This window comes from Pseudomonas sp. Z8(2022) (genome assembly GCF_025837155.1).
Classification (GTDB): Bacteria; Pseudomonadota; Gammaproteobacteria; order Pseudomonadales; family Pseudomonadaceae; genus Aquipseudomonas.
Genome location: NZ_CP107549.1, coordinates 2856446 through 2881260, shown reverse-complemented (window position 1 = coordinate 2881260; position 24815 = coordinate 2856446). Strand labels below are relative to the sequence as shown.

Here is a 24815-nt window from a genome sequence, read left to right as displayed (position 1 = left end):
TGCTAGCAGTATGCTGGCCAGCGGTTTGCACGCGAGCCGGCACAGGCCCTAGAATCCGGCATTACGCAATAACTGCCAGGAATGTGCCGATGAGCCTGCCACCCAATCTGGGCCCCCGTAATGGAATTCTGTCCCTGACCATCAAGGACAAGTCCGTGCTGTACGCGGCCTACATGCCTTTCATCAAGAACGGCGGGCTTTTCATTCCCACCAACAAGAGCTACAAGCTCGGCGATGAAGTGTTCATGCTGCTCAATCTGATGGACGAGCCGGAGAAGATTCCGGTAGCCGGCAAGGTGGTGTGGATCACGCCGAAAGGTGCCCAGGGCAACCGCGCGGCTGGCGTTGGCGTGCAGTTCAACGACGGTGACAACACCGCGCGCAACAAGATCGAAACCTATCTGGCCGGCGCGCTGAAGTCCGACCGCCCGACGCACACCATGTAATGCCCTGGCCGCGAGTCAATTCTTCTCGCGGTCTGCTCATCCCTCGCAACGTCCAGGCAGCTGCCGCTTTCGATTACAATTCGGGCTTTCCCTTTGCCCGAGTTCTCCCGCTGTGCTGATCGACTCCCATTGCCACCTTGATCGTCTTGACCTCGCTGCCCATGGCGGTTCGCTGGATGCTGCCTTGGATGCAGCGCGTACCGCCGGCGTCGGCCACTTCCTGTGTATCGGCGTAAGCGCCGACAACGCTGCTACGGTCAAGGGCCTGGCTGAGCGCTACGCGGATGTCGACTGTTCGGTGGGCGTGCATCCGCTGGATCTCGAGCCAGGCGCTGAACCGGCGCTGGACTGGCTGCTGGGCGAGTTGGAGCATCCGAAGGTGGTCGCCATTGGTGAAACCGGTCTGGATTACCACTACGAGCCGGAGTCTGCTGCGCTGCAGCAGGCGTCCTTCCGTCTGCATCTGGAGGCGGCGCGTATTACCGGCAAACCGGTGATCGTGCATACCCGTGAAGCCCGCGCCGATACCCTTGCGCTGCTGCGCGAAGCGGCATTGCCGCAGGCTGGTGTTCTGCACTGCTTCACCGAGGACTGGGAGATGGCCAAGGCCGCGCTGGATATCGGCTTCTATATCTCACTGTCCGGCATCGTCACCTTCCGCAACGCCGAGGCGCTGCGCGAGGTTGCCCGCCAGGTACCGGCCGACCGCCTGCTGGTGGAGACCGATTCGCCTTACCTGGCCCCCGTGCCACACCGCGGCAAGCCCAACCTGCCGCAGTACGTGCGGGAGGTGGCCGAGTACCTGGCGGTGCTGCGCGGCGTCAGTTACGAGACGCTGGCCGAGCAGACCTCGGACAACTTCAAGCGCCTGTTCCCGCTGGCCAGCGTCGCCTGACGATAAAACGTAGCCCGGATGCAATCCGGGGCCTCATTGACACTCTTTCCCGGATTGCTTCCGGGCTACGTGGTCTGACGCGTGGTGGGCGGTAAGGTGCGCCGCGCGCACCAGGCGATGTGAGGTGTTGCAGTCATGGTGGGTTATGTCGCACCCAGATCCAGAGAAGCAGTCCACGACCATGACGGGCCTAAACCCACTCCACGAAAGCGCCGGTCTGCCGGGCAAAAAAAACCCGGATTCTGGGGGATGAATCCGGGTCAAGACCATTAGGAGTAAATCAAGGTACGCGGTCCACGGTACCTTGGCTGGCGGGGCACTTGGGGGGAGATGCCGCGCACCAGTAAGTTCCAGTATTGGCCATGCTGACTGAGCGTCCAGGCCAAATTGGGTGTTTTTTAAACAGATTTGGAATACCGCGGCCGCTGCTGAGTCCGCCGAATCTGCTCCCGGTACTGCGGGTAGCTGTCCTGCAAGGCAAACAAGCGAGGACGGCGCGCTGTAAATCGGCCATCCATGCTTGTCGCCAGGCGGTAGGGCGCGACTCGCGGCAGGTCGAGCCCAGAACCTCACCCCTTTGCCAGCTGGGTCAGCAGTCCCAGGGTTTCTTCGATCACCTGTTCGCTGGTGTAGAAGTGAGGCGACAGGCGAACACCTGCCCCGCGCTGCACGCAGATCACCTGTTCCTCGTGCAGGCGTTGGTACAGCGCCGTGTTGTCCCAGCCGGTCAGGCTGAAGTTGAGGATGCCCGCGCGGCGTGCCGGATCGAGTGGACTGTGGAGCACCGCGCCGGGCAGGGCGCCAATGCCATCGGTCAGACGCTGTACGCGTTCTTCCACCCGTGCGCCGACTTTTTCCATACCGACTTCTTCCAGCAGTGACAGGCTCGCCTCCAGAGCGAAGGCACCGAGCATGTTCGGGCTGCCGCACTCGAAACGCCGGGCGCTGCGTGCCGGTTGCCAGTCCTGGCGGGTGTAGTCGCCGGCATGCTCCAGCATGTGCCAGCCGTACTCATGCAGCTTCAACAGATCACGCACACCCGCGCGGCAGTAGAACACGCCCAGGCCTTCCGGGCCGAGCATCCACTTGTGACCGTCGGCCATGGCGAAGTCGCAGTCATATGCCTGGACGTCAAAGGGCAGGGCGCCGAGCTGCTGGATGGCGTCGATGCAGAACAGCACGCCATGCTGACGGCAACCGCGACCGAGGCGCGGCAGATCCAGGCGCAGGCCGCTGGCGAACTGCACGGCACTGACCGACAGCAGGCGCGTGCGTGGTGTGAAGGCGGCGAGTAGCGTCGCCTCCGGGTCCTCGCCCTTGAGGCTGACTTCGACCACCTCGACCCCCTGGGCGGCCAGCGCCAGCCAGACGATACGATTGGAGGGAAATTCCTCATCGCTGATGATGACCTGGTCGCCCGGACGCCAGTCCAGGCCGAAGGCCACGAAGGAAAGTGCCTCGGAGGTGTTCTTGACCAGTGCGATATCGCCGGTGCTCGGTGCGTTCAGCAGGTGCATCAGGCGTTCACGCAGGCTACGCTCCAGCTTCAACCAGTCCGGATAGTCACGCGCTCCGCTGGTCACGTTCGTTTCCGAGAACCGTCGAACCGCTTCAGCACTGCGTTTTGGCCAGGGGGCGACTGCCGCATGGTTCAGATAGCGCAGTCCTTTTTCCAGGGGGAACTCGTCATGAAATACGTACATGGTCGGATGATCCGTGCAATTTGGCGTCATTTGGGCATAATAGACGGCTTCGATTTTTGACCCCGCAGTCCCTTTATGCAGAAAGAACCCCGTAAGGTCCGCGAATTCCGTCGCCGCGAGCAAGAAATTCTCGATACCGCGCTGAAACTCTTCCTCGAACAGGGAGAAGACAGCGTCACTGTCGAGATGATCGCTGATGCCGTCGGCATCGGCAAAGGCACCATCTACAAACACTTCAAGTCCAAGGCGGAGATCTATCTGCGCCTGATGCTCGACTACGAGCGCGATCTCAACGAGCTGCTGCATTCGGCCGATGTGGACCGGGACAAGGAGGCGCTGTCACGTGCCTACTTCGAATTCCGCATGCGCGACCCGCAGCGCTACCGCCTGTTCGACCGCCTGGAAGAAAAGGTGGTCAAGGGCAATCAGGTGCCGGAGTTGGTCGAGCAACTGCACAAGATCCGTGCTTCCAACTTCGAGCGCCTGACCCAGCTGATCAAAGGCCGCATCGCAGAAGGCAAGCTGGAAGACGTGCCGCCGTACTTCCATTACTGCGCTGCCTGGGCGCTGGTGCACGGTGCTGTGGCGCTGTATCACTCGCCGTTCTGGAGCAATGTGCTCGAGGATCAGGAAGGCTTCTTCCAGTTCCTCATGGACATCGGCGTGCGCATGGGTAACAAGCGCAAGCGCGACTGAGCCAGGGCGGGTTCGTTGCCGCAGCGACATCGACTTGCGGCAAATGCGACCCCGCTCATTCAGCCGGCCGATGATTCATGTGTCACGGCCGGATACGGCGATATACTCCCGGTATCCCTCACGGAGTACGCCATGATCGTTGATCGCCAGGGCAGACGCTTTCGCAACCTTCGCGTCAGTCTGACCGCCGCCTGCAATTACGCCTGCACCTACTGTGTGCCGAACGGCAAGCGTCTGGTCGCTGCTCAGGATGAGTTGTCCGCCGACGCCATGGCGCGCGGTGTGGCCTATCTGATCGAGGCTGCCGGTATCGAGCGCCTGCGTATCACCGGCGGTGAACCGTTGGTCAGTCCGCGCCTGGAGTCCTTCCTGCGCCAGGTCAGCCAGCTCGGTCTCAATGACATCAGCCTGACCACCAACGGCCAGTTGCTCGGGCGCAAGTTGCCGCTGCTGGCCGAATGCGGCATCCGCCGCCTCAACGTTTCCCTCGATACCCTCGATGCCGCGGCCTTTCGCTCGATTGCCCGTGGCGGCGATCTGGCTACCGTGCTGCCCGCCCTGGATGCTGCGCGCGAAGCCGGGATGAAGATCAAGGTCAACATGGTGCCGTTGCGCGGGCAGAACCTCGATCAGGTGTTGCCGCTGCTGGACTACTGCCTGGAGCGCGGTTTCGAACTGCGCTTCATCGAGCTGATGCGCATGGGGCATCTGGCCCGTGACCCCAGTGCCTTCAAACAGCAGTTCATCGGCATGCCCGAGTTGCTGGAGCTGATCGCCAGCCGCTATCAGTACGTACAGGCAGATGCTCCGGTGGACGCTACCGCGCTGCGCTACGCCATCCCGGGAGTGGGGCATTTCGGTGTGATCGCCAATGAAAGCGTGCCGTTCTGCCGTACCTGCTCGCGCCTGCGCCTGTCCTCCACGGGCTGGTTGCATGGCTGCCTGTCGTCGAGCAACCGCCATTTCGTCGGTGACCTGCTGGACAAGCCCCGCCATGAGGCCTTGCCGGCGCTGCAGCGCCTGCTGGTCAGGGCATTGGGCGACAAGCAGGATCTGGCCTTCTCCGGTGGCGTGACGGTGATGAAGATCATCGGTGGCTGAGTCGCTGCAGCGTGGCTCGGCAGTCACGCCACCTCCGGATAGACTGTGCGGGCTTTCACTTTGCGAGTGTTGTGAATGTCTGCCCGTTTCCCCATCGACTATATCGAGCCGGTGTTTCGCCCGCCGAGCGAAGCCCAGTCGCTGATTCTGCCGGTCACCAACGGCTGCTCTTGGAACCAGTGCACCTTCTGCGATTAGTTACCCCCGCCCCGCAGAAGAAATTCCGTGCCCGCGATGAAGCGCAGGTGCTGGATGAGATCCGCCGTGCCGGCGAGCAACTGATCGTCAACCGGGTGTTTCTCGCCGACGGTGATGCGCTGGTGCTGCCGACCCGGCGCCTGCTGGCGATCCTGCAAGCCATCCGTGAACATATGCCCGAGGTCCGCCGGGTTTCCAGCTACTGCCTGCCGCGCAACCTGCGCAAGAAGTCGGTCGAGGAACTTCGCGAGCTGGCCGATGCCGGGCTGAAGATGGCCTATGTCGGTTGCGAGTCGGGTGACGATGAGGTGCTGGCGCGGGTCAACAAGGGTGAAACCTACGACTCCAGCCTCAGTGCTCTGGACAAGCTCGGCCAGGCCGGCATCACCCGTTCGGTGATGATTCTCAACGGGCTGGGTGGCCAGGCGCTCAGCGATCAGCATGCGGACAATTCGGCGCGACTGATGAACGAGGCGCAACCCGAGTACCTGTCGACTCTGGTGGTCAGCTTTCCCCTGGGCGAGGCGCGTTTCCGCCAGCACTTCGCCGACTACTTGCCACTGACGCAGTTGCAGCTGTTCACCGAGGTCGAGCGTCTGCTGCAGGGGCTCGAGCTGCAGCAAACGGTGTTTCGCAGCGATCACGCCTCCAATTATCTGGTGCTCAAGGGCAATCTGGGGCGTGACAAGGCGCGTTTGCTGGCGCAGGTGCGTAGCGCCATCGAGCAGCCCCAGCAGGCGAACCTGCGCCAGGAGTGGCAGCGCGGGCTGTGACGAGGCTGGCGCAGAATCTGCATCTGTCCCTCATCCGCCGGTTTTCCGTCACCGGCACGAGGAGGATTCTTTCATGCGTAACCTGCTTCTACTGGTAGCGCTGCTGGGGCTTGCTGGCTGCATGAAGGTCAGTGACATGGCCAGTGGCGCCGAGTACCACCTGCGTGATGCCGGGTTTCTCGATCATGGCCGTACCGAGCGAATGGCTTCGCGGCGTTTGCAGCAGGACTCCTTCATCTATATCGCCCAGGGCCACTTCGTCCCGCCAGGACATGGATATCCGCGGCCCAATGTGGTGGCCGAGGAAGCCTTCAAGGGGTTCGTCGAGTACTTCCCGCTGGTGCGCCGAGCGCGTCAGCCGGTCGGCCTGGACGAGGCAATGGCCGAAGCGCGTGGCGCTGGCGCGCACTACCTGTTGTACACTCGCTTCGCCTACAGCGACGACCGCATCGGCACCCAGGAAGAGTGGGAAGAGCAGGAAGCCCTGGATCGCCTCGGTACAGACCGTGCGGTAATTCAGTTGATGCTGATCGAAACCAATACGCGCTTTCTGGTCGATACGGCACGGATTCGCAGTCGCGGCGGATTTCTGACGTTCTACGATGTACAGCCGCAGGACCTGATCGGCCCGCCGCTGAATGACTACGCGCGCAGCCTGCTGGGCTTGGGGCGCTGAGCAGGCCACAGCCAAGGCGAGCACGGCGATGATGTATCCTCGTTCGTCTGACCCGGCGTGCCGGGCAATGTACGAGGAGAGAGCATGAGCGATCCAGGCAAGGCCGGCGACCTGCTGGCGCAGATCCCCAAGGGCGAAGGCAAGGGCCTGCCCCCCGTGCACCTGTGGAATCCCGATTTTTGTGGCGATATCGACATGCGTATCGCCCGTGACGGCACCTGGTATTACCAGGGCACGCCCATCGGCCGCAAACCCATGGTGCGGCTGTTTTCCACCATCATCCGACGCGATGGCGACGACTATTTCCTGATCACTCCGGTGGAGAAGGTCGGCATCCAGGTCGAGGACGCGCCTTTCGTTGCTGTGACCGTGCAGGTCGAGGGTGAGGGCGAGGCACAGGTGCTGCGCTTCACCACCAATGTCGAGGACGAGGTCGTGGCCGGTGACGAGCACCCGATTCGTGTGCAGATCGACTTGGTGACGCTTGAACCTTCGCCCTACATTCTGGTACGGCGCAACCTTGAGGCGCTGATTCACCGCAATGTGTTCTACCAACTGGTAGATCTGGCGGTGGAGCGCGAAGTCGACGGAGAACCCTGGCTGGGTGTGTGGAGCAGCGGACGTTTCTTCCCCATCGGTCCGCTACCGAGCTGAGGGGTCAACGCACGCGGTCGCGGCTCTGCACCGCCAGGTCCAGCGCCTTCTGCATGTCCAGACGCGCTGAGCGGCCGACGTCCTCGTCGCTCAGCTCGTAGTTGCGTTCGGACGGCAGAATGGGCGCGGTCAGGTCCTCGGCGTCCATCGGTTCGAAGTCGTACTCGCCGCCGATGGTCATGGCGCTGCGCCTTAGCAGCATGCGCACCTGCTCCGGTTGCAGCTGCGGGTTGATCGACAGCATTGCAGCGACCACACCGGTCACCAGTGGCGTGGCGTAGGAGGTGCCGCAATGCACATCGCCGGTTGCATCGACTTCATGAGTCGAGGCCTGGGCACAGGCCGCAGCGGTGATATCGACGCGCATGTCGACATTGGATGAGTCGCGTTTGACCGCATAGCCCGGATCATCGACTTCAACTTCGTCCTTCTTGCTGCGCTGGTGCCCGCCAACCACCAGCAGTTGTTCGGTGATGAATGAGGAGGGCAGGCGGTACTCGTCTCTGCCGGAGTAGGAAGCGCCGTTGCCGGCGGAGTTGATTACCAGCACGTCCGGGTGTTCTTCGCGCAGCCACAGGAAGAATTCCTCCAGCAACTCCTCATAGCCGCTCATGGCGATGCCCGAGCGCACCAGTGATTCGATCTCGTTGCCCTCGACATTGCGCGTGCCGACGCGGTGAATGCCCCAACTCCAGTTGAGAACGCGCACGCCGTCTTCCACCAGATTGACCGAGGCGGCGATATTGGCCGTGATGCCGGCATCGGAATTGCGTTCGACTATGACGTCGAAGCCATTGCTGGCCTTGTCCAGCCCACGCAGGAAACCGGTGTTGCCGCCCTTGTCCCAGTGCGCGGCCAGAATGCCGGCGACAGTGCTGCCGTGGTTATCCGGCTCGTCGGCGTCCCGGGCATACAAACAGGTGCGCGGTTTGCCGTCCGGGCAGGCACCCAGGTAGTCGGCAAAGTCAGGCGAGTCGAAGTCGAGGTTGCGCTCGATCACGCCAACACGGATCCGCTCGGTTTCTATCGGCGAATCGCCTGCGGGAATACGCCGCTGGTAGTAGTTCACCGCATCCATGAAACGGTTGGCCGCCCATTCTTCGGAGTTTTTCTGCGGTTTGCGCGCCGGCTTGCGCGGGTCTTCACTTTCCTCGCCACGTTCGGGGGCACTTTCCTCTACGATCACGGCGTCGACGCTGGTTTCATTACCGATGCGCAGCACCAGCGCATCGCGTTCGGTGAGGTTCTTCACCGGCAGGCGCAGCTGGTACACATTCAGGGGCGGGATGGCGCCGACCACCTTGGCATCGTATTTCTTCGCCAGGCGCCTGGCCTCATCGAGGCCTTCGTGCTTCTCCTCGATCAGCAGGCTGACCAGATCGACGTAGGTGGTCAGACCGTCCATGTTCTTCGCCACTTCGTCCGGCCCAGCCGCGACCACATGGCTGCTGTTGAGCGACAGCCAGACCGGGTTGCTCGCACGCGAGCCATCCTCCAGCCACAGCGGGGCGCTGCGGTGCTCGCCGCGTCGTAGCTCGAGACGCAGGCCGTTCTCGCTGCGCTCGATCACCGAGGCCGGCAGCTTGGTGCCGCCGAGCCTGAGCGTCGGCATCTGCTCGCCCAGGCCGCGCACCTGCATGCACCATTGCTGGCGGTCATGTTCGAGCAGGTTGCCGCAGCGCTGCAGACCTTCGATGCGCAGCGGTTGCTCTGTGCTGGCCACAACGCAGCAGGCGCTCAGCGCGAGGGCGCAGAACAAGGCGATTTTCGGCAGCATGGGACGAGGCCTCCTTGGCGATGCTTGTGATTTTCCGACTGCCCTGGCCGGGCTTTTGTTCAGCTCGCATGAGCGCTCGCAGGGGAGTGATCTGCACTGCATGAGTTGCGGATGCCGCTGTTTCCGTAACGAGCCTGTCGCGTTTATCCTGCCCGCCCGAACGCAGGGCAGAGGCCAAGATGGTGGCGTATTTCAGGCAGTACCCAACCAGGCGGGGAGCAGGTCGCTGATCCCATGGAAAATCTCATCGTTATCGTGTTGCTCGGCGCTGCGCTCGCCGGCTTCGTGCAGGGACTCTCGGGATCGAACTTCGGCCTGGTGGCGATGGCCGTCTGGGCGTGGCTGCTTGATCCCACTCTGACCGGTCCGTTGATCGTCTGCGGTTCGCTTACCGGTCAGTTGCTGGCGATCCGGTCGCTGCGCCAGGGCTTCAATCGTCAGCTGCTGCTGCCGATGCTGGCCGGCGGCCTGCTGGGCGTGCCATTGGGCGTGGCGCTGCTGCACCTGCTGGATCCGACCCTGTTTCGCCTGGGCGTTGGCGTCCTGCTGCTGGTGTGGTGCCCGCTGATGCTGTTGTCCCGCGAACTGCCGCGCATCGCCTGGGGCGGGCGTTGCGCCAATGCCGGTGTCGGCGTGGTTGGCGGGGTAATGGGCGGGCTAGGCGGCCTGACCGGCCCGGCACCGGTATTGTGGGCGGCGCTCAAGGGTTGGGATCGCGACACTCAGCGCAGCGTGATTCAGGGATTCAACCTGTCCATGCACCTGTTGACGATGGCCGTGTACCTGGTCTCGGGCACCATCACCACGGAGGCACTGAGCCTGTTCCCGCTGGTGATCGTCGCGGTGCTGGGGCCGACGCTGATCGGCCTGCGTCTGTACCGGCGCGTCAGCGACCAGGGCTTTCGGCGGGTGCTGCTGAGCCTGTTGAGCCTGTCCGGGCTGATTCTGGTGGTGCTGTCGCTGGCCAGGCTGCTGTAGCCGGCAGATGCTGCAGTGCTCTGCCGGCCAGCGGGGCTGGTCAGGCAGCCTGCAGCGCCTGGCTGATCGCGTTGTTGAAGGCGGGGATGTCGTCCGGGGTGCGCGATGTGATCAGCGTCCAGTTCTGCCCCGGGCAGACCTGCACTTCGGCGTCCACCCAGCTGGCACCGGCGTTGGCCAGGTCCAGACGCACGCTGGAGTAGGACGTCATCACCTTGCCCGGCACCACGCCGGCATCGATCAGCAGCCAGGGGCCATGGCAGATCGCCGCGACCGTCTTGCCGGCCTCGCGGAATTCCTGCACCAGGCGCTGTGCATCTTCGTCCTGGCGCAGGGTGTCGGCATTCACCGTGCCGCCAGGGATCACCAGCAGGTCATAGTCAGCAGCGCTTAGCCCCTTGAGTTGAGTGTCGGACTGCACGCTGACGTCCTTCTCGCTGTCCTTCAGCCAGGTTTCGGCCTCGCCGCCCTTGATGCTGGCATGGGTGACGCTCGCGCCCTGATCCTTCAGGGCCTGCATCGGCTTGAGCAGTTCGTCGCGCTCGATACCGGTGTTGGCGGTAATGAACAGTACCTTCCTGCCTTGCAGATTCGAACTCATGATCGATACCTCCGCTGATGCGCCCGATTGGCGCAGTGAGTGATCGCGTTGGCGAACGCGCATGTATCAGGATTGAAAGGCGCAACAAGCAGAAGTTCGAACTGATTGACCGCTGCCTGGCCAGCCGACCGGGTCACAGCTTTGCAGAGGGCAGCTGCAACCAGATGGAGAACACGCCCAGCACGCTCCAGAAAACGATGAATAGCCAGGGCGAGCGCAGAAAGAACAGCAGCGACTTGTAGGTGCTCTCCCTGCTGGCCTCCTGCTCGCTGAACAACGGGGAGTCGTCATAGGCGTGGCCGAACTCGGGATCGGCGCGCAACAACTGCTCCTGTTTGTAGTGCCAGTGCTCGATGATGGTGGCGGAAGCCCTGATCCCCGGCCAGGCGTGCAGGGAACTGATGATGCCCAGCAGGGTGAACAGCGCCGGAACCACCAGGGTGAAGAGTGCTCCCCAGTTTTCGTTCAGATTGGCCATCGACGAGGCGTAGGCGATCACCAGAAACGACTGCGCCGTCAGATAGGAATTGGTGCGCCCGGCCAGCAGACTGGTTTCGTACTGGATTTCCCGCCGATAGAAATCGAGGCGCTCCTTCGGGGTGCCGAAAATCATCAGCTGCGCCTGTGTCTCGCGTTGTCTGTCGTGCGTATCGGAGGTGATGATTCGCGAGGTCTTCATCGGTGTCGCTCGACTGTCTGGCTGGGGGAGAAACGGGCGGGGAACAAGGATTTAGACTGCGGACGTCCCGGTCATTCAGTGTTTTTCTCAGGTGGGGAGCTGAAACCACTCGGCGTCTTCGCCATGTCAGGCCAATTACGGCGGGCATTGCACAGCGGTGCTCCGAATCTGCGCAGCGAAGATCCCGACGCAGCAGTAGTTACCGAGGTGCGCGAATCGCCTGTCTGCCCGCCGGCATGGCGCATGCCGCTGGCTTCAGTCCGGCAGCCTGACCTTCTTCTTACCGCCGAACAGGTTCCAGCTGGATACGAACAGCGCCGCAACCAGCGGCCCGATCACGAAGCCGTTGAGGCCCAGCAGGGCCAGCCCGCCAAGGGTGGAAATGAGGATCAGGTAGTCGGGCATGCGGGTGTCCTTGCCGACCAGGATGGGGCGCAGGATGTTGTCCACCAGACCAATCACCAGTACGCCGAAGGCGGTGAGAATCACGCCCTGCCAGAGGCTGCCGCTCAACATCAGGTACACGGCTACCGGCACCCAGATGACCCCGGCACCGGCTGCCGGCAGCAGTGACAGGAACGCCATCAGCACACCCCACAGCAGCGGGCTGCTGATGCCCAGTACCCAGAAAATCAGACCTCCGAGTGCGCCCTGTACTGCGGCTACCAGCACGTTGCCCTTGACGGTGGCGCGTACCACGCGGGTGAACTTGATCTGCAGGCGACGCTTGGTGGTGTCGGCCAGCGGAATGGTGCTGCGGATCTTGTAGACCAGCTCCTTGCCGTCGCGCAGCAGGAAGAACAGCAGGTACAGCATGACGAAGAAGCTGATGAAGAATTCAAAAGTACCCTGGCCAATGGCGAACACCTTGGTGGCCAGGTACTGGCTGCCGGCCATGGCCCCGGTCGATATCTTCTCGCGCAGGCCGTCGAGGTCGCTCATGCCGACACGGTCCAGCTGCTCCTGTATCGATGGTGGCAGCATCTGGATGGCACTGGTGACATAGGTGCCGATATCCAGTTCGCCGGACTCCAGCCTCTGATAGAGCGAAGCGCCTTCGGCCACCACCGCCGAGATGATGAAGATCACCGGCAGGATGGCCACCAGCAGGCAGATGATCGTGGTCAACAGGGTTGCCTGATTGTTTCGGCCGTCCGTGCGGCGGATCAGGCGTTCCTGCAGCGGAGCGAACACCACCGCCAGCACCACGGCCCAGAACACGGCGCCATAGAATGGCAGCAGTATCCAGAAGAAGGCGATGGTCACCAGAATCAGCAGCAGGATGAAGGCTTTCTGTTCGAAGGTCGGGTTCTGCATATCGGGTCCGCTGGGGAGGGCATGCCCATTAGTCCCCCGAGGTTCTGGCAAAGTGCCCGCGAATTGATCATTGGCGGATCAGCCGCCTCCTCGAGCTGTGGTCGATTCCCTTTCTCTTTCAGTGACGGCGGCGGGAGGACTTGACAGCTCTGGGATACTGGAACCGGTGAGTGCGATCATTCGACGGAGGGTTCGCCATGCGTGACGAGGAAATCAAGGCGCTGTTCGACCAGCAGGCGGCAGGCTACGACCGGCAATGGGCAGGGATGACACCGATTCGCGAGGCGTTGTATCTGCTGCTCGATGCCTTGTTCGGCGGCTTGCCGGCCGATGCGCGGATTCTTTGCGTGGGCGCCGGTACGGGGGCGGAGATCGCTCATCTGGCGGAACGCTTTCCCGGTTGGCGCTTCACCGCACTCGACCCATCCGGGGCGATGCTGGATGTGTGTCGCCAGCGCGCTGAGCGTGGCGGCTTTGCGCATCGTTGCGACTATCACGAGGGCTATCTGGAAACGCTGGCGGCAGGTCAGGATCATGACGGTGCCACCTGTTTTCTGGTCTCGCAGTTCCTCACCGAGGTACAGGCGCGTATCGGCTTCTTCCGCCAGATCGCCCAGCGCCTGACGCCGGGCGGGCTGTTGGCCAATGCCGACCTGGCATCGGACACCCAATCGTCCGACTACGAGGTGCTGCTGCCCAGCTGGATGACGCTGATGTCGTCTGCCGGCGTCGATGCGCAGATGCTGGAACGGGCGCGAGCGGCCTATGCACGTGACGTGGCTGTGCTGCCGGCACCGCAGGTGGCCGACATCATTCAGGCGGGCGGTTTCACGGCGCCGACGCAGTTCTTCCAGGCGGGGCTGATGCACGGTTGGGTGTGCCAGCGGGCGGTGCTTGCGTAAGACGCCGCGGTCACTCGTAGCGGCTGCCGGTGTCGCGGTCGCGCGGGTAATGCCGGGCAAAGGGGAAGGGCGGCAGCCAGGCCTCGCGACGGATGGTCCAGAGTTCGTAGGTCGGGGTGAAGCGGTCCGGCTCATCCAGCGAGCCGACATTCACTTCGATTTCATCCGCCGAGCGTCCGAACACCGATGACCCACAGCGCGGGCAGAAATGGCGGCCGGCGTACTGGCCGGTCTCGCCCTCTATCGTCACGGCGTCCTGCGGGAATATCGCCGACGTGTGAAAGAGGGCGCCGTGGTGCTTGCGGCAATCCATGCAGTGGCAGACGCCGACCCGATAAGGCTGGCCGCTGGTTTCGAAACGTACCTGGCCGCAAAGGCAGCCTCCGGTGAGTCGTTCCATCTCTCGTCCTCCAGTGGTTGGGCGTGCAGGAACTGAACATAGCAGCAGATCGCGGTTGGGCTTACAGGCGATCCGCCTCTTGCGTGATTTTGGCCCATTCCGATTTCAGTACGCGGCGCAGATAGGCGATGAAGATCCGGTCGCGCAGGCGGCGCAGCGCTGAGCGTTTGCGGGCTATTCGGGCCTGCTCGATGGTTTCGCAGAGCCAGGTGCTGTCGAAGCCGGTCCAGATCGGCGGGATCGGGGTGAGCAGGTTGGTGTAGCAGGCCGGAGCGACGTCCTCGTAGAAGGCCGCTTCTGTCGTGGCACGGTCATGACCTTGCAGCTGATGGGCGATGAAGCCGTAGTTGACTTCGTTGTCGACGAATACCTCCGACAATGCCGACCACAGCTGGATGCGTTGTTCGCGGGTCATGAGCCTTGGTTTACCTGTAGCGCAGTGTCGAGACTGTATAGGGCCACGAGTTGTCTGGCCATCCGGGTGGGCTGCTGTCAGGGGCTGGCGGCATGTATCATCGGGCGCATGGTTGTGCGGCTGAAGCTGCCTGCAAGCGTCGGCCGCAAATGCGCTGTTTTCATATCCGGGGCCATGAGGCGCCGGCCCGTTTTCTATGAGTGATGAACCATGATCGAGGTAACCGAAGTTTCCATCGCCGAGCTGCGTGCCGCGCTCGAATCCGGCCGCACCACGGCGGTCGAGCTGGTCAAGGCCTATCTGGCACGTATCGATGCCTACGATGGCCCGGACACGCCGACCAAGCTCAATGCAGTGGTGGTGCGCAATCCCGATGCGCTGAAGGAGGCCGAGGCTTCCGATGCGCGTCGTGCCCGTGGCGAGACCCTCGGCCCGCTCGATGGCATTCCCTACACCGCCAAGGACAGCTACCTGGTCAAGGGCCTGACGGCCGCCTCCGGCAGCCCGGCTTTCAAGGACCTGGTGGCCCAGCGCGATGCCTTCACCATTGAACGTCTGCGCGCCGCCGGCGCCATCTGTCTGGGCAAGACCAACATGCCGCCGATGGCCAACGGCGGCATGCAGCGCGGTGTATACGGCCGCGCCGAAAGCCCGTACAACGCAGATTACCTGACCGCGCCCTTCGCTTCCGGCTCGTCCAACGGTGCCGGTACGGCCACTGCTGCCAGCTTCTCCGCCTTCGGCCTGGCCGAGGAAACCTGGTCCAGTGGGCGCGGCCCGGCTTCCAACAACGGCCTGTGTGCCTACACGCCGTCGCGCGGGGTGATCTCGGTACGTGGCAACTGGCCGCTGACGCCGACGATGGACGTGGTGGTGCCCTACGCCCGGACCATGGCCGATCTGCTGGAAGTGCTCGACGTGGTGGTGGCCGATGATCCGGACACCCGGGGCGACCTCTGGCGTCTGCAGCCCTGGGTGCCGATTCCCAAGGCTTCCGAGGTGCGTCCCGAGTCCTACCTGGCCCTCGCGGCCAGGGCTGATGCGCTCAAGGGCAAGCGCCTGGGCGTGCCGAAAATGTTCGTCAACAAGGACGAGCTGGCCGGCACCAGCGAGTCGCCCGGCATCGGCGGGCCAACTGGTCAGCGCATCCACACCCGTGCCTCGGTGATCGAGCTGTGGGAAAAGGCCCGTGCAACGCTGGAAAAGGCCGGCGCCACGGTGATCGAGGTGGATTTTCCGCTGGTATCCAACTGCGAGGGCGACCGCCCCGGTGCGCCGACCGTGTTCAATCGCGGCATCGTCACGCCCGAGTTCCTGCATGACGAGTTGTGGGAGCTGAGCGGCTGGGCCTTCGACGACTTCCTGCGCGCCAATGGCGACCCGAAACTCAATCGCCTGGCCGATGTGGATGGCCCGCAGATCTTCCCGCATGACCCGGGCACGCTGCCGAACCGCGAGGGCGATCTGGCGGCGGGCATGGACGAGTACGTCAACATGGCCAAGCGCGGCATCAAACCCTGGGATCAGATCGCCACATTGCCCGATGGCCTGCGCGGCCTGGAGCAGATTCGCAAGATCGATCTGGAGGACTGGATGGATCAGCTGGGTCTGGATGCGGTGCTGTTCCCCACCGTGGCCGATGTGGGACCGGCCGATGCCGATGTGAATCCGGCATCTGCCGATATCGCCTGGAGCAACGGCATCTGGGTTGCCAACGGCAACCTCGCCATTCGCCACCAGGGCGTGCCCACCGTCACCGTGCCTATGGGCGTGATGGCCGATATCGGCATGCCGGTCGGCCTGACCTTTGCCGGTCGTGCCTATGACGACAATGCGCTGCTGCAACTGGCAGCGGCCTATGAGTCGACCGGCAGCAAGCGCCTGGTGCCGCCGCGTACGCCGCCGCTGGTGTAGGAGCGGCTTTAGCCGCGATTGCGCAGGCACAGTGCGGGTGTGCCCGCCTTGTGCCACCGCAATCGCTGGAGCTGCCAGCGGATTGCCTGGGCGCAGGCGGTAACATCGCGCACTCCGGTTGGGCGTTTAGGGAACGCAAGTGCTCCGATAAGGTGCCCCTTTCAGTGCTGCGTGACAGACGTCATAGGCTGAAAGGCCCATGTAACGGGCGTTTAACGATCTGTGGCCCGAGTATTGCTTTGTATATACGTTTTGTGTTTGTTCTTGATCACTGCTTTTGCGATCTGTCAATATCCGCCCCCGTCGCATCCGGCGCTTCTGTAATTAGTTGTCGCATTGAGGAAATATCGCCTCAATGCCTGCCGCTAGAATGCCGCTCACCCAGCCAAGGCCCCTTTGTCGCTTGTCCACACGACAGCGCAGCACCGCCTTCTACAATCCATAAAAGGCCCGGGCCCCTCACTGCCATCGATGCCATACCCAATTCGAAGGAGCAAAGAATGAAGAAGATCGCACTGCTCGGCGCCCTGGCGCTGTCCCTGATGTCGCCCCTGGCGCTGGCCGAGAAGCCGCTGCGCATTGGCATCGAGGCGGCCTATCCGCCCTTCGCATTCAAGACTCCCGATGGTCAGATCGCCGGCTTCGACTACGACATCGGTAACGCTCTGTGCGAAGAGATGAAGGTCGAGTGCAAGTGGATCGAACAGGAGTTCGACGGTCTGATCCCGGCGCTGAAGGTGCGCAAGTTCGACGCCGTGCTGTCGTCCATGTCGATCACCGAAGATCGCAAGAAATCCGTCGACTTCACCGGCAAGTACTACGCCACTCCCGCCAAACTGGCGATGAAGGCCGGTACCGAGATCAAGGACCCGCTGGTCGATCTGAAAGGCAAGAAGGTCGGCGTGCAGCGTTCTTCCGTGTATGACCGTTACGCCACCGAAATCTTCGCCCCGGCCGGTGCCGAGATCGTGCGTTACAGCTCGCAGAACGAAATCTTCCTGGACATGCAGTCCGGTCGTCTGGACGCCACTCTGGCCGACTCGGTGAATATCGATGATGGCTTCCTCAAGACCGACGGCGGCAAGGGCTTCGCCTTCGTGGGGCCGGACTTCACCGACGTGAAGTACTTCGGCGAAGGGCAGGGCATCGCCGTGCGCAAGGGTGACAAGGAGCTGGCCGACAAGATCAGCGCGGCCATTCTGGCCATCCGCGCCAACGGCAAGTACAAGGAAGTGCAGGACAAGTACTTCGATTTCGACGTTTACGGCGAGTAAGCGCTCCGGGCAGATGAAGTGGCACTAACCTTTACCGAGGTTGTGCCACTTTTTTCTTGGCTCATCCTGTAAGAATCTGCCTGTCCGCCCGTGCTGACGTTCAGGCGTCGTGCGTCGCTCGGCGACATCAGTTTCCTTTGTGCTATACGGCGCCATTGCGGTGCCTGAGAGGTATTGGCGCATGCTTCAAGGCTACGGCTCGACCATTCTCGACGGTGCCTGGCTCACCGTGCAGTTGGCGCTGCTGTCGATGGCGGTGGCCGTCGCACTTGGTCTGCTTGGCGCGGCTTTCCGTCTGTCGCCGGTGAAATGGCTGGCTCTGATGGGCGAGACCTATGCCACGGTGATTCGTGGTATCCCCGAGCTGGTGCTGATTCTGCTGATTTTCTTCGGCGGCCAGGATCTGGTGAACCGTATCGCCCCGTTGCTGGGTTATGAGGACTACATCGACATCAATCCCTTCGTGGCAGGTGTCGGTACGCTGGGCTTCATCTACGGCGCCTATCTGTCGGAAACCTTCCGCGGTGCCTTTATGGCCATCCCCAAGGGGCAGGGAGAGGCCGGCATGGCCTATGGCATGAGCCCGCTGCGCGTGTTCCTGCGCATCCTCGTGCCACAGATGATCCGCCTGGCCATTCCCGGCCTTACCAACAACTGGTTGGTACTGGTCAAGGCCACTGCGCTGATTTCCCTGGTCGGCCTGCAGGACATGATGGCCCGCGCCAAGAGCGCCGGTGACGCGACCCGCGAGCCGTTCACCTACATTCTCCTGGCGGCGGCGGTGTACCTGGCGATCACCAGCGTTTCGCTGCTGGTGTTGCGTTATCTCGAGCGCCGCTATTCGGTCGGCGTGAAAGCCGCCGAGCTCTGAGGGGGGGCACCATGCTTTTCGATTACAACGTGGTACTCGACAGCCTGCCGCTTTACTTCGGTGGCGTGCTGGTCACCCTCAAGCTGCTGCTCGTCGCCCTGGCCGTGGGCCTGCTGCTGGCGGTGCCGCTGGCGATCATGCGGGTATCCAGACGGAAACTGATCAATTTCCCCGCCTGGCTCTACACCTATGTGATTCGGGGTACGCCGATGCTGGTGCAGCTGTACCTGCTGTACTACGGCCTGGCCCAGTTCGAGTCCGTGCGCGAGAGCTTCATGTGGCCCTACCTGTCCAGCGCCACCTTCTGCGCCTGTCTGGCCTTCGCCATCAATACCAGTGCCTATACCGCTGAAATCCTGGCAGGCAGCCTCAAGGCCACGCCGCACGGCGAGATCGAGGCGGCCAAGGCCATGGGCATGTCGCGCGGCAAGCTGTATCGGCGCATCCTGCTGCCCTCTGCGTTGCGTCGCGCGCTGCCGCAATACAGCAACGAGGTGATCATGATGCTGCACACCACCAGCCTGGCCTCGGTGGTGACTCTTATTGATATCACCGGCGCAGCCAAGACCGTCAGCTCGCAGTACTACCTGCCGTTCGAAGCCTATGTCACCGCTGGTCTGTTCTACCTGGCATTGACCTTCATCCTGGTGCGCCTGTTCAAGCTGGCCGAACGCCGCTGGCTGGCGTATCTGGCACCGCGCAAGGCCTGACGTCATGACGATTCAAGAGACCCCGAACATGTACAAACTCGAAGTTCAGGACCTGCACAAGCGCTACGGCAACCATGAGGTGATCAAGGGCGTGTCGATGGCCGCCAAGGCTGGAGACGTGATCAGCATCATCGGCTCCAGTGGCTCGGGCAAGAGCACCTTCCTGCGCTGCCTGAACCTGCTGGAACAACCGCATGCCGGCAGGATTCTGCTCAACAACGAAGAGCTGAAGCTGGTACCGGCCAAGGACGGCTCGCTGCGTGCCGCCGATGCCAGGCAGCTGCAGCGCATGCGCTCGCGTCTGGCGATGGTGTTCCAGCACTTCAATCTGTGGTCGCACATGAGCGCTCTGGAGAACGTCATGGAAGCGCCGGTGCACGTGCTCGGTGTGAACAAGGCCGAAGCCCGCGACAGGGCCGAGCACTACCTGGCCAAGGTCGGCGTGGCGCACCGCAAGGATGCCTATCCGGCGCATATGAGCGGTGGCGAGCAGCAGCGCGTGGCCATCGCCCGGGCTCTGGCGATGGAGCCGGAAGTGATGCTGTTCGACGAACCGACCTCGGCGCTCGACCCGGAGCTGGTCGGTGAGGTGCTCAAGGTGATGCAGGATCTGGCCACCGAAGGCCGCACCATGGTGGTGGTGACTCACGAGATGGGCTTTGCCCGCGAGGTGTCGAACCAACTGGTATTCCTGCACAAGGGGCTGGTGGAGGAGCGCGGTTGTCCGAAGGAAGTGCTGGCCAATCCGCAGTCCGAGCGGTTGCAGCAGTTCCTTTCCGGCAGTCTCAAGTAATAAGAAGCTAGACTGCGCACTGAACTGGTGCGCAGCGGACCTTGAACAGACACTCATGACCCCCCATCGAATCGGCTTCCTCTACTGGCCCGGCACCAAGGCCCTGACCCTGTCTCTGGCGGAAGAAGCCCTGCGCGTCGCCCAGCGCGTGCATCCGGAAGTGGTGTACGAACTGGTGTTCCTTCAGGCCGAGCCGCTGGCGGCCGGTGACTGGCGTCTCCCGGGCGAGCCCTGGGCCGGGCACCTGGAGGGGCTGGACAAACTGTTCCTGCTTGCCGATGCGCCGCCGGCGCAGGTGTCCGCCGGCCTGGCGGCCGCGCTCAAGCAGCAGGTGCGCAGCGGCTGTGTGATTGGTGGTCTGTCCGCCGGGGTCTATCCGCTGGCGCAGCTCGGTCTGCTCGACGGCTATCGTGCCGCAGTCCACTGGCGCTGGCAGGACGATTTCTCCGAGCGCTTTCCCAAGGTCATCGCCACCAGTCATCTGTTCGACTGGGATCGTGATCGCCTGACAGCCTGCGGTGGCATGGCCGTACTCGACCTGCTGCTGGCGGTGCTGGCGCGCGATCACGGCGCCGAACTGGCCGGAGCGGTGAGTGAGGAGCTGGTGGTCGAGCGCATTCGTGAGGGCGGCGAGCGTCAGCGCATTCCATTGCAAAATCGCCTGGGCTCCAGCCATCCGAAGCTGACCCAGGCCGTGCTGCTGATGGAAGCCAACATCGAGGAGCCGCTGACCACCGACGAGATTGCGCAGCACGTGTGTGTATCGCGCCGGCAGCTGGAGCGTATCTTCAAGCAGTACCTCAATCGTGTGCCCAGCCAGTACTACCTGGAGTTGCGTCTGAACAAGGCGCGCCAGTTGTTGATGCAGACCAGCAAGTCGATCATCCAGATCGGCCTGTCCTGTGGCTTCTCCTCGGGGCCGCACTTCTCCAGCGCATACCGCAACTTCTTCGGCGCCACGCCGCGCGATGATCGCAACCAGCGGCGCAGCAATAGCCCCTTCGAGCTGACCTCCACGCCGGTCGAGCGCGGCTGAGACGGTTTTCGTTGTGCATCGTGCGTGCACAATCTGCCCCCTCTCCCATTAATGGGAGAGGGCTGGGGAGAGGGTGGTGCAGTCGACTCGGCGGTATCGATAGGCTCTCTCCCCCGGCCCCCTCTCCCGCAGCGGGAGAGGGGAGAAAAGCTAATCGTAGCCCGGATGAAATCCGGGGAGATTGGTGCCAGCCCCGGATTTCATCCGTGCTACGCGAGCAGGACTTTCGATACTGCACGGTCAGCCTACGGAGATTTTCTCCTGCGGCGTGCTCCGAGCCGTGATCTGCGATTAAACTGCGCCTTTCCGACGCTTTCTGTCGCTTGGACGAAAACCCGCGGAAAACCTGGGGTGGCGCTGTAAGAAGTTGTCGCATGGCGACAATGCCAGCCCCGATTCAGTCCCTACAATCCTTGCATTCCCTGTCGTTTCGGGCGCTTCGTCGCCTGCCCGCGACTGGTATTTCTCATCAGGAGAGCTTTGATGTCCGTTCAGCACGATGCGGTGCAACGCGCCGACTTCGACCAGTTCATGGTCCCCAACTACGCCCCTGCTGCCTTCGTACCCGTGCGCGGCCTGGGTTCGCGAGTCCGGGATCAGAGTGGCCGAGAGCTGATCGACTTCGCCGGCGGCATTGCCGTCAACGTACTGGGCCACTGCCACCCGGCGCTGGTTGCGGCGCTGACCGAGCAGGCCAATACCCTGTGGCACATCTCCAACGTCTTCACCAACGAGCCGGCCCTGCGTCTGGGCAAGAAGCTGGTGGAGGCGACCTTCGCCGAGCGCGTGTTCTTCTGCAACTCCGGCGCCGAGGCCAACGAGGCTGCGTTCAAGCTGGCGCGTCGCGTTGCTCATGACCGCTTCGGCCCGGAAAAGCACGAAATCATTGCCGCCACCAACAGCTTTCACGGTCGCACCCTGTTCACCGTCAGCGTGGGTGGTCAGCCGAAATACTCCGACGGCTTCGGGCCGAAGATCCAGGGCATCACCCACGTGCCGTACAACGATCTGGAAGCTCTGAAGGCCGCGATTTCCGATAAGACCTGCGCCGTGGTGCTGGAACCTGTGCAGGGCGAGGGCGGTGTGCTGCCGGCTGAAAAGGCCTACCTGGAAGGCGCCCGCGAACTGTGCAATGCGCACAATGCGCTGCTGGTGTTCGACGAAGTGCAGAGCGGCATGGGTCGTACCGGCGAGCTGTTCGCCTACATGAATTACGGTGTGGTGCCGGACATCCTCTCCAGTGCCAAGAGCCTGGGCGGTGGCTTCCCCATCGCCGCGATGCTTACCACCACCGACCTGGCCAAGCATTTCTCGCCTGGCACCCACGGCACCACCTATGGCGGTAACCCGCTGGCCTGCGCGGTCGGTGAGGCGGTGCTGGATATCGTCAATACCCGCCAGACGCTGGATGGCGTGAAGGCCAAGAGTGAACGGTTCAAGTCCCGTCTGCAGGCGCTGGGCAAGCAGTTCGGCCTGTTCGAACAGGTCCGCGGCATGGGCCTGTTGCTCGGCTGCGTGCTGAACGACGAGTGGAAGGGCAAGGCCAAGCAGGTACTCGATGCCGCCTCGGCCGAAGGCCTGATGGTGCTGCAGGCAGGCCCGGACGTGGTGCGTTTCGCGCCGAGCCTGGTGGTCGAAGACGCCGATATCGAAGAAGGCCTGGCCCGTTTCGAGCGCGCGCTGAGCAAACTGACGACGGCCTGAGCTCTTGCTGACTGACTGTGGGAGGGGCTTTAGCCGCGACAATCGCCGCTGAAGCGCCTCCCACGGTTGTCCGCCTGACCCTGGCTGCGAGTCCTATAGATTCCGAGTTTAGAAGGAGTGACCCATGCTGGTGATGCGCCCTGCGCAAATGGCGGACCTGGCGGACGTGCAGCGACTGGCTGCTGACAGCCCGGTGGGTGTCACTTCGTTGCCGGATGACGCAGGCCGGCTGGGCGACAAGATCGCCGCCTCGGAGGCATCCTTCGCCGCCGAAGTCAGTTTCAACGGCGAGGAAAGCTACTTCTTCGTCCTTGAGGACACCAAGAGCGGCCGACTGGTCGGCTGTTCCGGCATCGTCGCCTCGGCAGGCTATTCCGAGCCCTTCTACAGCTTTCGCAACGAAACCTTCGTGCACAACTCGCGCGAGCTGAAGATCCACAACAAGATCCACGTGCTGTCGCTGTGTCATGACCTCACGGGCAACAGCCTGCTCACCAGCTTCTATGTCGAGCGTCCGCTGGTCAGCAGCGTGTTCGCCGAGCTCAACTCACGCGGACGCCTGCTGTTCATGGCCGGGCATCCGGAACGCTTCGCCGATGCGGTGGTGGTGGAGATCGTCGGCCACAGCGACGAGAACGGCGATTCGCCGTTCTGGGATGCGGTGGGGCGCAATTTCTTCGACATGACCTACGCCGAGGCCGAGCGTCTGTGCGGCCTGAAGAGCCGTACCTTCCTCGCCGAACTGATGCCGCATTACCCGATCTACGTGCCGCTGCTCTCCGACGAGGCGCAGGAAGCCATGGGCCAGGTGCATCCGCGTGCGCAGATCACCTTCGACATCCTCATGCGCGAAGGCTTCGAGACCGATCACTACATCGACATCTTCGACGGTGGCCCGACACTGCATGCGCGCACGTCGGGCATCCGCAGCATCGCCCAGAGCCGCCTGGTGCCTGTGCGCATCGGTGAGGCCGAGGCCGGTGGCCGTCAGTATCTGGTCAGCAACGGCCAGCTGCAGGATTTCCGCGCCATCGTCGCCGACCTTGACTGGGTGCCGGGCAAGCCCGTGGTGCTCAGTGCGGAAGCGGCCGAGACACTGGGTGTCGGTGAAGGCGCCAGCGTCAGGCTGGTAGCGGTTTGACAGGCTCTGCTCCGACTGGAGAGAGCGCCCTTCGTGGGCAGATGAGAGTGCCGGCGGTGCTCTTGAGAAATCTGGAGGATTTATGATCGTTCGTCCCGTGCGCAGTGCCGACTTGCCTGCCCTGATCGACCTGGCTCGCAGCACCGGCGCTGGCCTGACCACGCTGCCGGCCAACGAGGAGCGCCTGGCGCACCGGGTCGGCTGGGCGGAGAAGGCCTTTCGCGGCGAGGCCGAACGTGCCGATGCCGACTACCTGTTCGTGCTGGAGACCGATGACGGCCAGGTGGTGGGCATTTCCGCAGTGGCCGGTGCTGTCGGCCTGCGCGAACCCTGGTACAACTACCGGGTCGGCCTGACCGTCAGCGCCTCGCAGGAACTGAACATCCATCGCCAGGTGCCGACGCTGTTCATGGCCAACGACCTGACCGGTAACTCCGAGCTGTGCTCGCTGTTCCTGCATGCCGATCATCGCAATGGCCTCAATGGTCGCCTGCTGTCGAAGGCGCGCTTTCTGTTCATCGCCGAGTTTCGCGAACTGTTCGGTGACAAGATCATCGCCGAGATGCGCGGCATGTCCGACGAGCGCGGGCGTTCGCCTTTCTGGGAAAGCCTCGGCCGGCATTTCTTCAAGATGGAATTCTCCCAGGCGGATTACCTCACCGGCGTAGGCAACAAGGCCTTCATCGCCGAGCTGATGCCAAAGTTTCCGCTCTATACCTGCTTCCTGTCCGAGAGTGCGCGTGCCGTGATCGGCCGGGTGCACCCCGATACCGAGCCGGCGCTGGCCATGCTCAAGGCCGAGGGGTTCAGCTATCAGGGGTACGTCGACATCTTCGACGCGGGGCCTGCCATCGAGGCGGAAACCGCGAAGATTCGCGCCGTGCGCGACAGCCAGAATCTGGTGTTGGCCATCGGTACGCCAGGCGACGACGCCGAACCGTTCCTGGTGCACAACCGCAAGTGTCAGGACTGCCGCATTACTGCTGCTCCTGCGCGCTTGGCGGCCGGCACGCTGGTGGTCGATCCGCTGACGGCCAAGCGCCTGCGCCTTTCTGCTGGTGATCAGGTACGTGCCGTGCCGCTGGCGGCGCACGGCTGAGTCATTGGTTTTGCCCGGTGGCCCAGGCTGGCCGCCGGAAAATGCTGGGAGTGGTAGAACAA

Annotated in this window: 24 protein-coding genes and 1 pseudogene; 18 read left to right on the top strand and 7 right to left on the bottom strand. The window is 63.0% G+C overall.

The annotated features are described in order from the left end of the window. Positions 1–89 precede the first annotated feature (89 nt). Entirely contained in the window at positions 90–446 is a 357-nt protein-coding gene (locus OEG79_RS13705) for a PilZ domain-containing protein (RefSeq protein WP_003245164.1), read from the top strand. 112 nt (positions 447–558) lie between these two features. Then, positions 559–1341 carry a TatD family hydrolase gene (locus OEG79_RS13700; RefSeq protein ID WP_264145543.1) on the top strand — a complete coding sequence of 261 codons (783 nt, stop codon included), beginning with the start codon at positions 559–561 and terminating at the stop codon, positions 1339–1341. Between the two features lie 569 nt (positions 1342–1910). Here OEG79_RS13700 and OEG79_RS13695 read toward each other — a convergent pair. Further along, positions 1911–3044 carry an aminotransferase class V-fold PLP-dependent enzyme gene (locus OEG79_RS13695; RefSeq protein WP_264145542.1) on the bottom strand — a complete coding sequence of 378 codons (1134 nt, stop codon included), beginning with the start codon at positions 3042–3044 and terminating at the stop codon, positions 1911–1913. Between the two features lie 75 nt (positions 3045–3119). On the opposite strand from OEG79_RS13695, the gene OEG79_RS13690 reads away from it, so the two are divergent. The 5 genes and pseudogenes from OEG79_RS13690 to OEG79_RS13670 all read left to right on the top strand — a co-directional run bounded on the left by OEG79_RS13690 (position 3120) and on the right by OEG79_RS13670 (position 7142). Next, positions 3120–3740, top strand: a complete 621-nt coding sequence (locus OEG79_RS13690) for a TetR/AcrR family transcriptional regulator (protein WP_264145541.1) — start codon at positions 3120–3122, stop codon at positions 3738–3740. Between the two features lie 132 nt (positions 3741–3872). Beyond that, positions 3873–4841: a GTP 3',8-cyclase MoaA gene (locus OEG79_RS13685; protein WP_264145540.1), complete on the top strand. Its 969-nt coding sequence runs from the start codon at positions 3873–3875 to the stop codon at positions 4839–4841. A 75-nt stretch (positions 4842–4916) separates the two neighbouring features. Beyond that, positions 4917–5812, top strand: a pseudogene (locus OEG79_RS13680) (radical SAM protein). Positions 5813–5885: 73 nt separating this feature from the next. Beyond that, positions 5886–6488 carry a DUF4823 domain-containing protein gene (locus OEG79_RS13675; RefSeq protein WP_264145539.1) on the top strand — a complete coding sequence of 201 codons (603 nt, stop codon included), beginning with the start codon at positions 5886–5888 and terminating at the stop codon, positions 6486–6488. An 84-nt stretch (positions 6489–6572) separates the two neighbouring features. Beyond that, positions 6573–7142, top strand: a complete 570-nt coding sequence (locus OEG79_RS13670; RefSeq protein WP_264145538.1) for a DUF1285 domain-containing protein — start codon at positions 6573–6575, stop codon at positions 7140–7142. Positions 7143–7146: 4 nt separating this feature from the next. Here the strand turns inward: OEG79_RS13670 and OEG79_RS13665 are convergent, their stop codons facing one another. Next, positions 7147–8919 (bottom strand): S8/S53 family peptidase, encoded by a 1773-nt coding sequence (locus OEG79_RS13665; RefSeq protein WP_264145537.1) that lies wholly within the window; start codon positions 8917–8919, stop codon positions 7147–7149. Between the two features lie 234 nt (positions 8920–9153). Between OEG79_RS13665 and OEG79_RS13660 the strand changes: the two genes are divergently transcribed. After that, positions 9154–9897, top strand: a complete 744-nt coding sequence (locus OEG79_RS13660; RefSeq protein ID WP_264145536.1) for a sulfite exporter TauE/SafE family protein — start codon at positions 9154–9156, stop codon at positions 9895–9897. A gap of 40 nt (positions 9898–9937) precedes the next feature. On the opposite strand, the gene OEG79_RS13655 is transcribed toward OEG79_RS13660, so the two are convergent. From OEG79_RS13655 to OEG79_RS13645, 3 genes are all read right to left on the bottom strand, one after another. Next, positions 9938–10498, bottom strand: coding sequence for a type 1 glutamine amidotransferase domain-containing protein (locus OEG79_RS13655; protein WP_264145535.1), 561 nt, complete (start codon positions 10496–10498; stop codon positions 9938–9940). Positions 10499–10631: 133 nt separating this feature from the next. Beyond that, positions 10632–11177, bottom strand: coding sequence for a hypothetical protein (locus OEG79_RS13650; protein ID WP_264145534.1), 546 nt, complete (start codon positions 11175–11177; stop codon positions 10632–10634). Between the two features lie 255 nt (positions 11178–11432). Then, on the bottom strand, positions 11433–12494 hold the full coding sequence (locus tag OEG79_RS13645) for an AI-2E family transporter (RefSeq protein WP_264145533.1): 1062 nt from the start codon (positions 12492–12494) through the stop codon (positions 11433–11435). 197 nt (positions 12495–12691) lie between these two features. Between OEG79_RS13645 and OEG79_RS13640 the strand changes: the two genes are divergently transcribed. Further along, a complete protein-coding gene (locus OEG79_RS13640; protein WP_264145532.1) occupies positions 12692–13396 on the top strand; it encodes a class I SAM-dependent methyltransferase in 705 nt (234 codons plus the stop codon). A gap of 10 nt (positions 13397–13406) precedes the next feature. Here the strand turns inward: OEG79_RS13640 and OEG79_RS13635 are convergent, their stop codons facing one another. Next, on the bottom strand, positions 13407–13796 hold the full coding sequence (locus tag OEG79_RS13635) for a GFA family protein (RefSeq protein WP_264145531.1): 390 nt from the start codon (positions 13794–13796) through the stop codon (positions 13407–13409). A gap of 61 nt (positions 13797–13857) precedes the next feature. Then, positions 13858–14211, bottom strand: a complete 354-nt coding sequence (locus OEG79_RS13630; protein WP_264145530.1) for a hypothetical protein — start codon at positions 14209–14211, stop codon at positions 13858–13860. A 210-nt stretch (positions 14212–14421) separates the two neighbouring features. Between OEG79_RS13630 and OEG79_RS13625 the strand changes: the two genes are divergently transcribed. The 9 genes from OEG79_RS13625 to astA all read left to right on the top strand — a co-directional run bounded on the left by OEG79_RS13625 (position 14422) and on the right by astA (position 24753). Then, positions 14422–16125, top strand: coding sequence for an amidase (locus tag OEG79_RS13625; RefSeq protein WP_264145529.1), 1704 nt, complete (start codon positions 14422–14424; stop codon positions 16123–16125). A gap of 500 nt (positions 16126–16625) precedes the next feature. After that, positions 16626–17399, top strand: a complete 774-nt coding sequence (locus OEG79_RS13620; RefSeq protein WP_264145528.1) for an ABC transporter substrate-binding protein — start codon at positions 16626–16628, stop codon at positions 17397–17399. A 181-nt stretch (positions 17400–17580) separates the two neighbouring features. Beyond that, complete coding sequence (locus OEG79_RS13615; RefSeq protein ID WP_264145527.1) at positions 17581–18270, top strand: ABC transporter permease; 690 nt, start codon at positions 17581–17583, stop codon at positions 18268–18270. A gap of 11 nt (positions 18271–18281) precedes the next feature. Then, positions 18282–18980: an ABC transporter permease gene (locus OEG79_RS13610; RefSeq protein ID WP_264145526.1), complete on the top strand. Its 699-nt coding sequence runs from the start codon at positions 18282–18284 to the stop codon at positions 18978–18980. Positions 18981–19008: 28 nt separating this feature from the next. Beyond that, on the top strand, positions 19009–19773 hold the full coding sequence (locus OEG79_RS13605; RefSeq protein ID WP_264145525.1) for an ABC transporter ATP-binding protein: 765 nt from the start codon (positions 19009–19011) through the stop codon (positions 19771–19773). A gap of 55 nt (positions 19774–19828) precedes the next feature. After that, positions 19829–20809, top strand: a complete 981-nt coding sequence (gene argR / locus OEG79_RS13600; RefSeq protein WP_026041958.1) for a transcriptional regulator ArgR — start codon at positions 19829–19831, stop codon at positions 20807–20809. A gap of 483 nt (positions 20810–21292) precedes the next feature. After that, entirely contained in the window at positions 21293–22513 is a 1221-nt protein-coding gene (locus tag OEG79_RS13595; protein ID WP_264145524.1) for an aspartate aminotransferase family protein, read from the top strand. Between the two features lie 124 nt (positions 22514–22637). After that, entirely contained in the window at positions 22638–23654 is a 1017-nt protein-coding gene (gene aruF, locus OEG79_RS13590; RefSeq protein WP_264145523.1) for an arginine/ornithine succinyltransferase subunit alpha, read from the top strand. Positions 23655–23736: 82 nt separating this feature from the next. Beyond that, positions 23737–24753, top strand: a complete 1017-nt coding sequence (gene astA / locus OEG79_RS13585) for an arginine N-succinyltransferase (RefSeq protein ID WP_264145522.1) — start codon at positions 23737–23739, stop codon at positions 24751–24753. Positions 24754–24815: the final 62 nt, after the last annotated feature.

What these genes read in the sequence shown, in the direction of transcription:
- OEG79_RS13665 (WP_264145537.1), bottom strand. Translation starts at nt 8,919, where the DNA reads ATGCTGCCGAAAATCGCCTTGTTCTGCGCCCTCGCGCTGAGCGCCTGC.
- argR (WP_026041958.1), top strand. Translation starts at nt 19,829, where the DNA reads ATGACCCCCCATCGAATCGGCTTCCTCTACTGGCCCGGCACCAAGGCC.
- OEG79_RS13610 (WP_264145526.1), top strand. Translation starts at nt 18,282, where the DNA reads ATGCTTTTCGATTACAACGTGGTACTCGACAGCCTGCCGCTTTACTTC.
- OEG79_RS13650 (WP_264145534.1), bottom strand. Translation starts at nt 11,177, where the DNA reads ATGAAGACCTCGCGAATCATCACCTCCGATACGCACGACAGACAACGC.
- OEG79_RS13640 (WP_264145532.1), top strand. Translation starts at nt 12,692, where the DNA reads ATGCGTGACGAGGAAATCAAGGCGCTGTTCGACCAGCAGGCGGCAGGC.
- OEG79_RS13630 (WP_264145530.1), bottom strand. Translation starts at nt 14,211, where the DNA reads ATGACCCGCGAACAACGCATCCAGCTGTGGTCGGCATTGTCGGAGGTA.
- OEG79_RS13670 (WP_264145538.1), top strand. Translation starts at nt 6,573, where the DNA reads ATGAGCGATCCAGGCAAGGCCGGCGACCTGCTGGCGCAGATCCCCAAG.
- OEG79_RS13695 (WP_264145542.1), bottom strand. Translation starts at nt 3,044, where the DNA reads ATGTACGTATTTCATGACGAGTTCCCCCTGGAAAAAGGACTGCGCTAT.
- OEG79_RS13675 (WP_264145539.1), top strand. Translation starts at nt 5,886, where the DNA reads ATGCGTAACCTGCTTCTACTGGTAGCGCTGCTGGGGCTTGCTGGCTGC.
- aruF (WP_264145523.1), top strand. Translation starts at nt 22,638, where the DNA reads ATGCTGGTGATGCGCCCTGCGCAAATGGCGGACCTGGCGGACGTGCAG.
- OEG79_RS13705 (WP_003245164.1), top strand. Translation starts at nt 90, where the DNA reads ATGAGCCTGCCACCCAATCTGGGCCCCCGTAATGGAATTCTGTCCCTG.
- OEG79_RS13645 (WP_264145533.1), bottom strand. Translation starts at nt 12,494, where the DNA reads ATGCAGAACCCGACCTTCGAACAGAAAGCCTTCATCCTGCTGCTGATT.
- OEG79_RS13690 (WP_264145541.1), top strand. Translation starts at nt 3,120, where the DNA reads ATGCAGAAAGAACCCCGTAAGGTCCGCGAATTCCGTCGCCGCGAGCAA.
- OEG79_RS13655 (WP_264145535.1), bottom strand. Translation starts at nt 10,498, where the DNA reads ATGAGTTCGAATCTGCAAGGCAGGAAGGTACTGTTCATTACCGCCAAC.
- OEG79_RS13660 (WP_264145536.1), top strand. Translation starts at nt 9,154, where the DNA reads ATGGAAAATCTCATCGTTATCGTGTTGCTCGGCGCTGCGCTCGCCGGC.
- OEG79_RS13595 (WP_264145524.1), top strand. Translation starts at nt 21,293, where the DNA reads ATGTCCGTTCAGCACGATGCGGTGCAACGCGCCGACTTCGACCAGTTC.
- OEG79_RS13685 (WP_264145540.1), top strand. Translation starts at nt 3,873, where the DNA reads ATGATCGTTGATCGCCAGGGCAGACGCTTTCGCAACCTTCGCGTCAGT.
- OEG79_RS13605 (WP_264145525.1), top strand. Translation starts at nt 19,009, where the DNA reads ATGTACAAACTCGAAGTTCAGGACCTGCACAAGCGCTACGGCAACCAT.
- OEG79_RS13635 (WP_264145531.1), bottom strand. Translation starts at nt 13,796, where the DNA reads ATGGAACGACTCACCGGAGGCTGCCTTTGCGGCCAGGTACGTTTCGAA.
- OEG79_RS13615 (WP_264145527.1), top strand. Translation starts at nt 17,581, where the DNA reads ATGCTTCAAGGCTACGGCTCGACCATTCTCGACGGTGCCTGGCTCACC.
- OEG79_RS13625 (WP_264145529.1), top strand. Translation starts at nt 14,422, where the DNA reads ATGATCGAGGTAACCGAAGTTTCCATCGCCGAGCTGCGTGCCGCGCTC.
- OEG79_RS13620 (WP_264145528.1), top strand. Translation starts at nt 16,626, where the DNA reads ATGAAGAAGATCGCACTGCTCGGCGCCCTGGCGCTGTCCCTGATGTCG.
- astA (WP_264145522.1), top strand. Translation starts at nt 23,737, where the DNA reads ATGATCGTTCGTCCCGTGCGCAGTGCCGACTTGCCTGCCCTGATCGAC.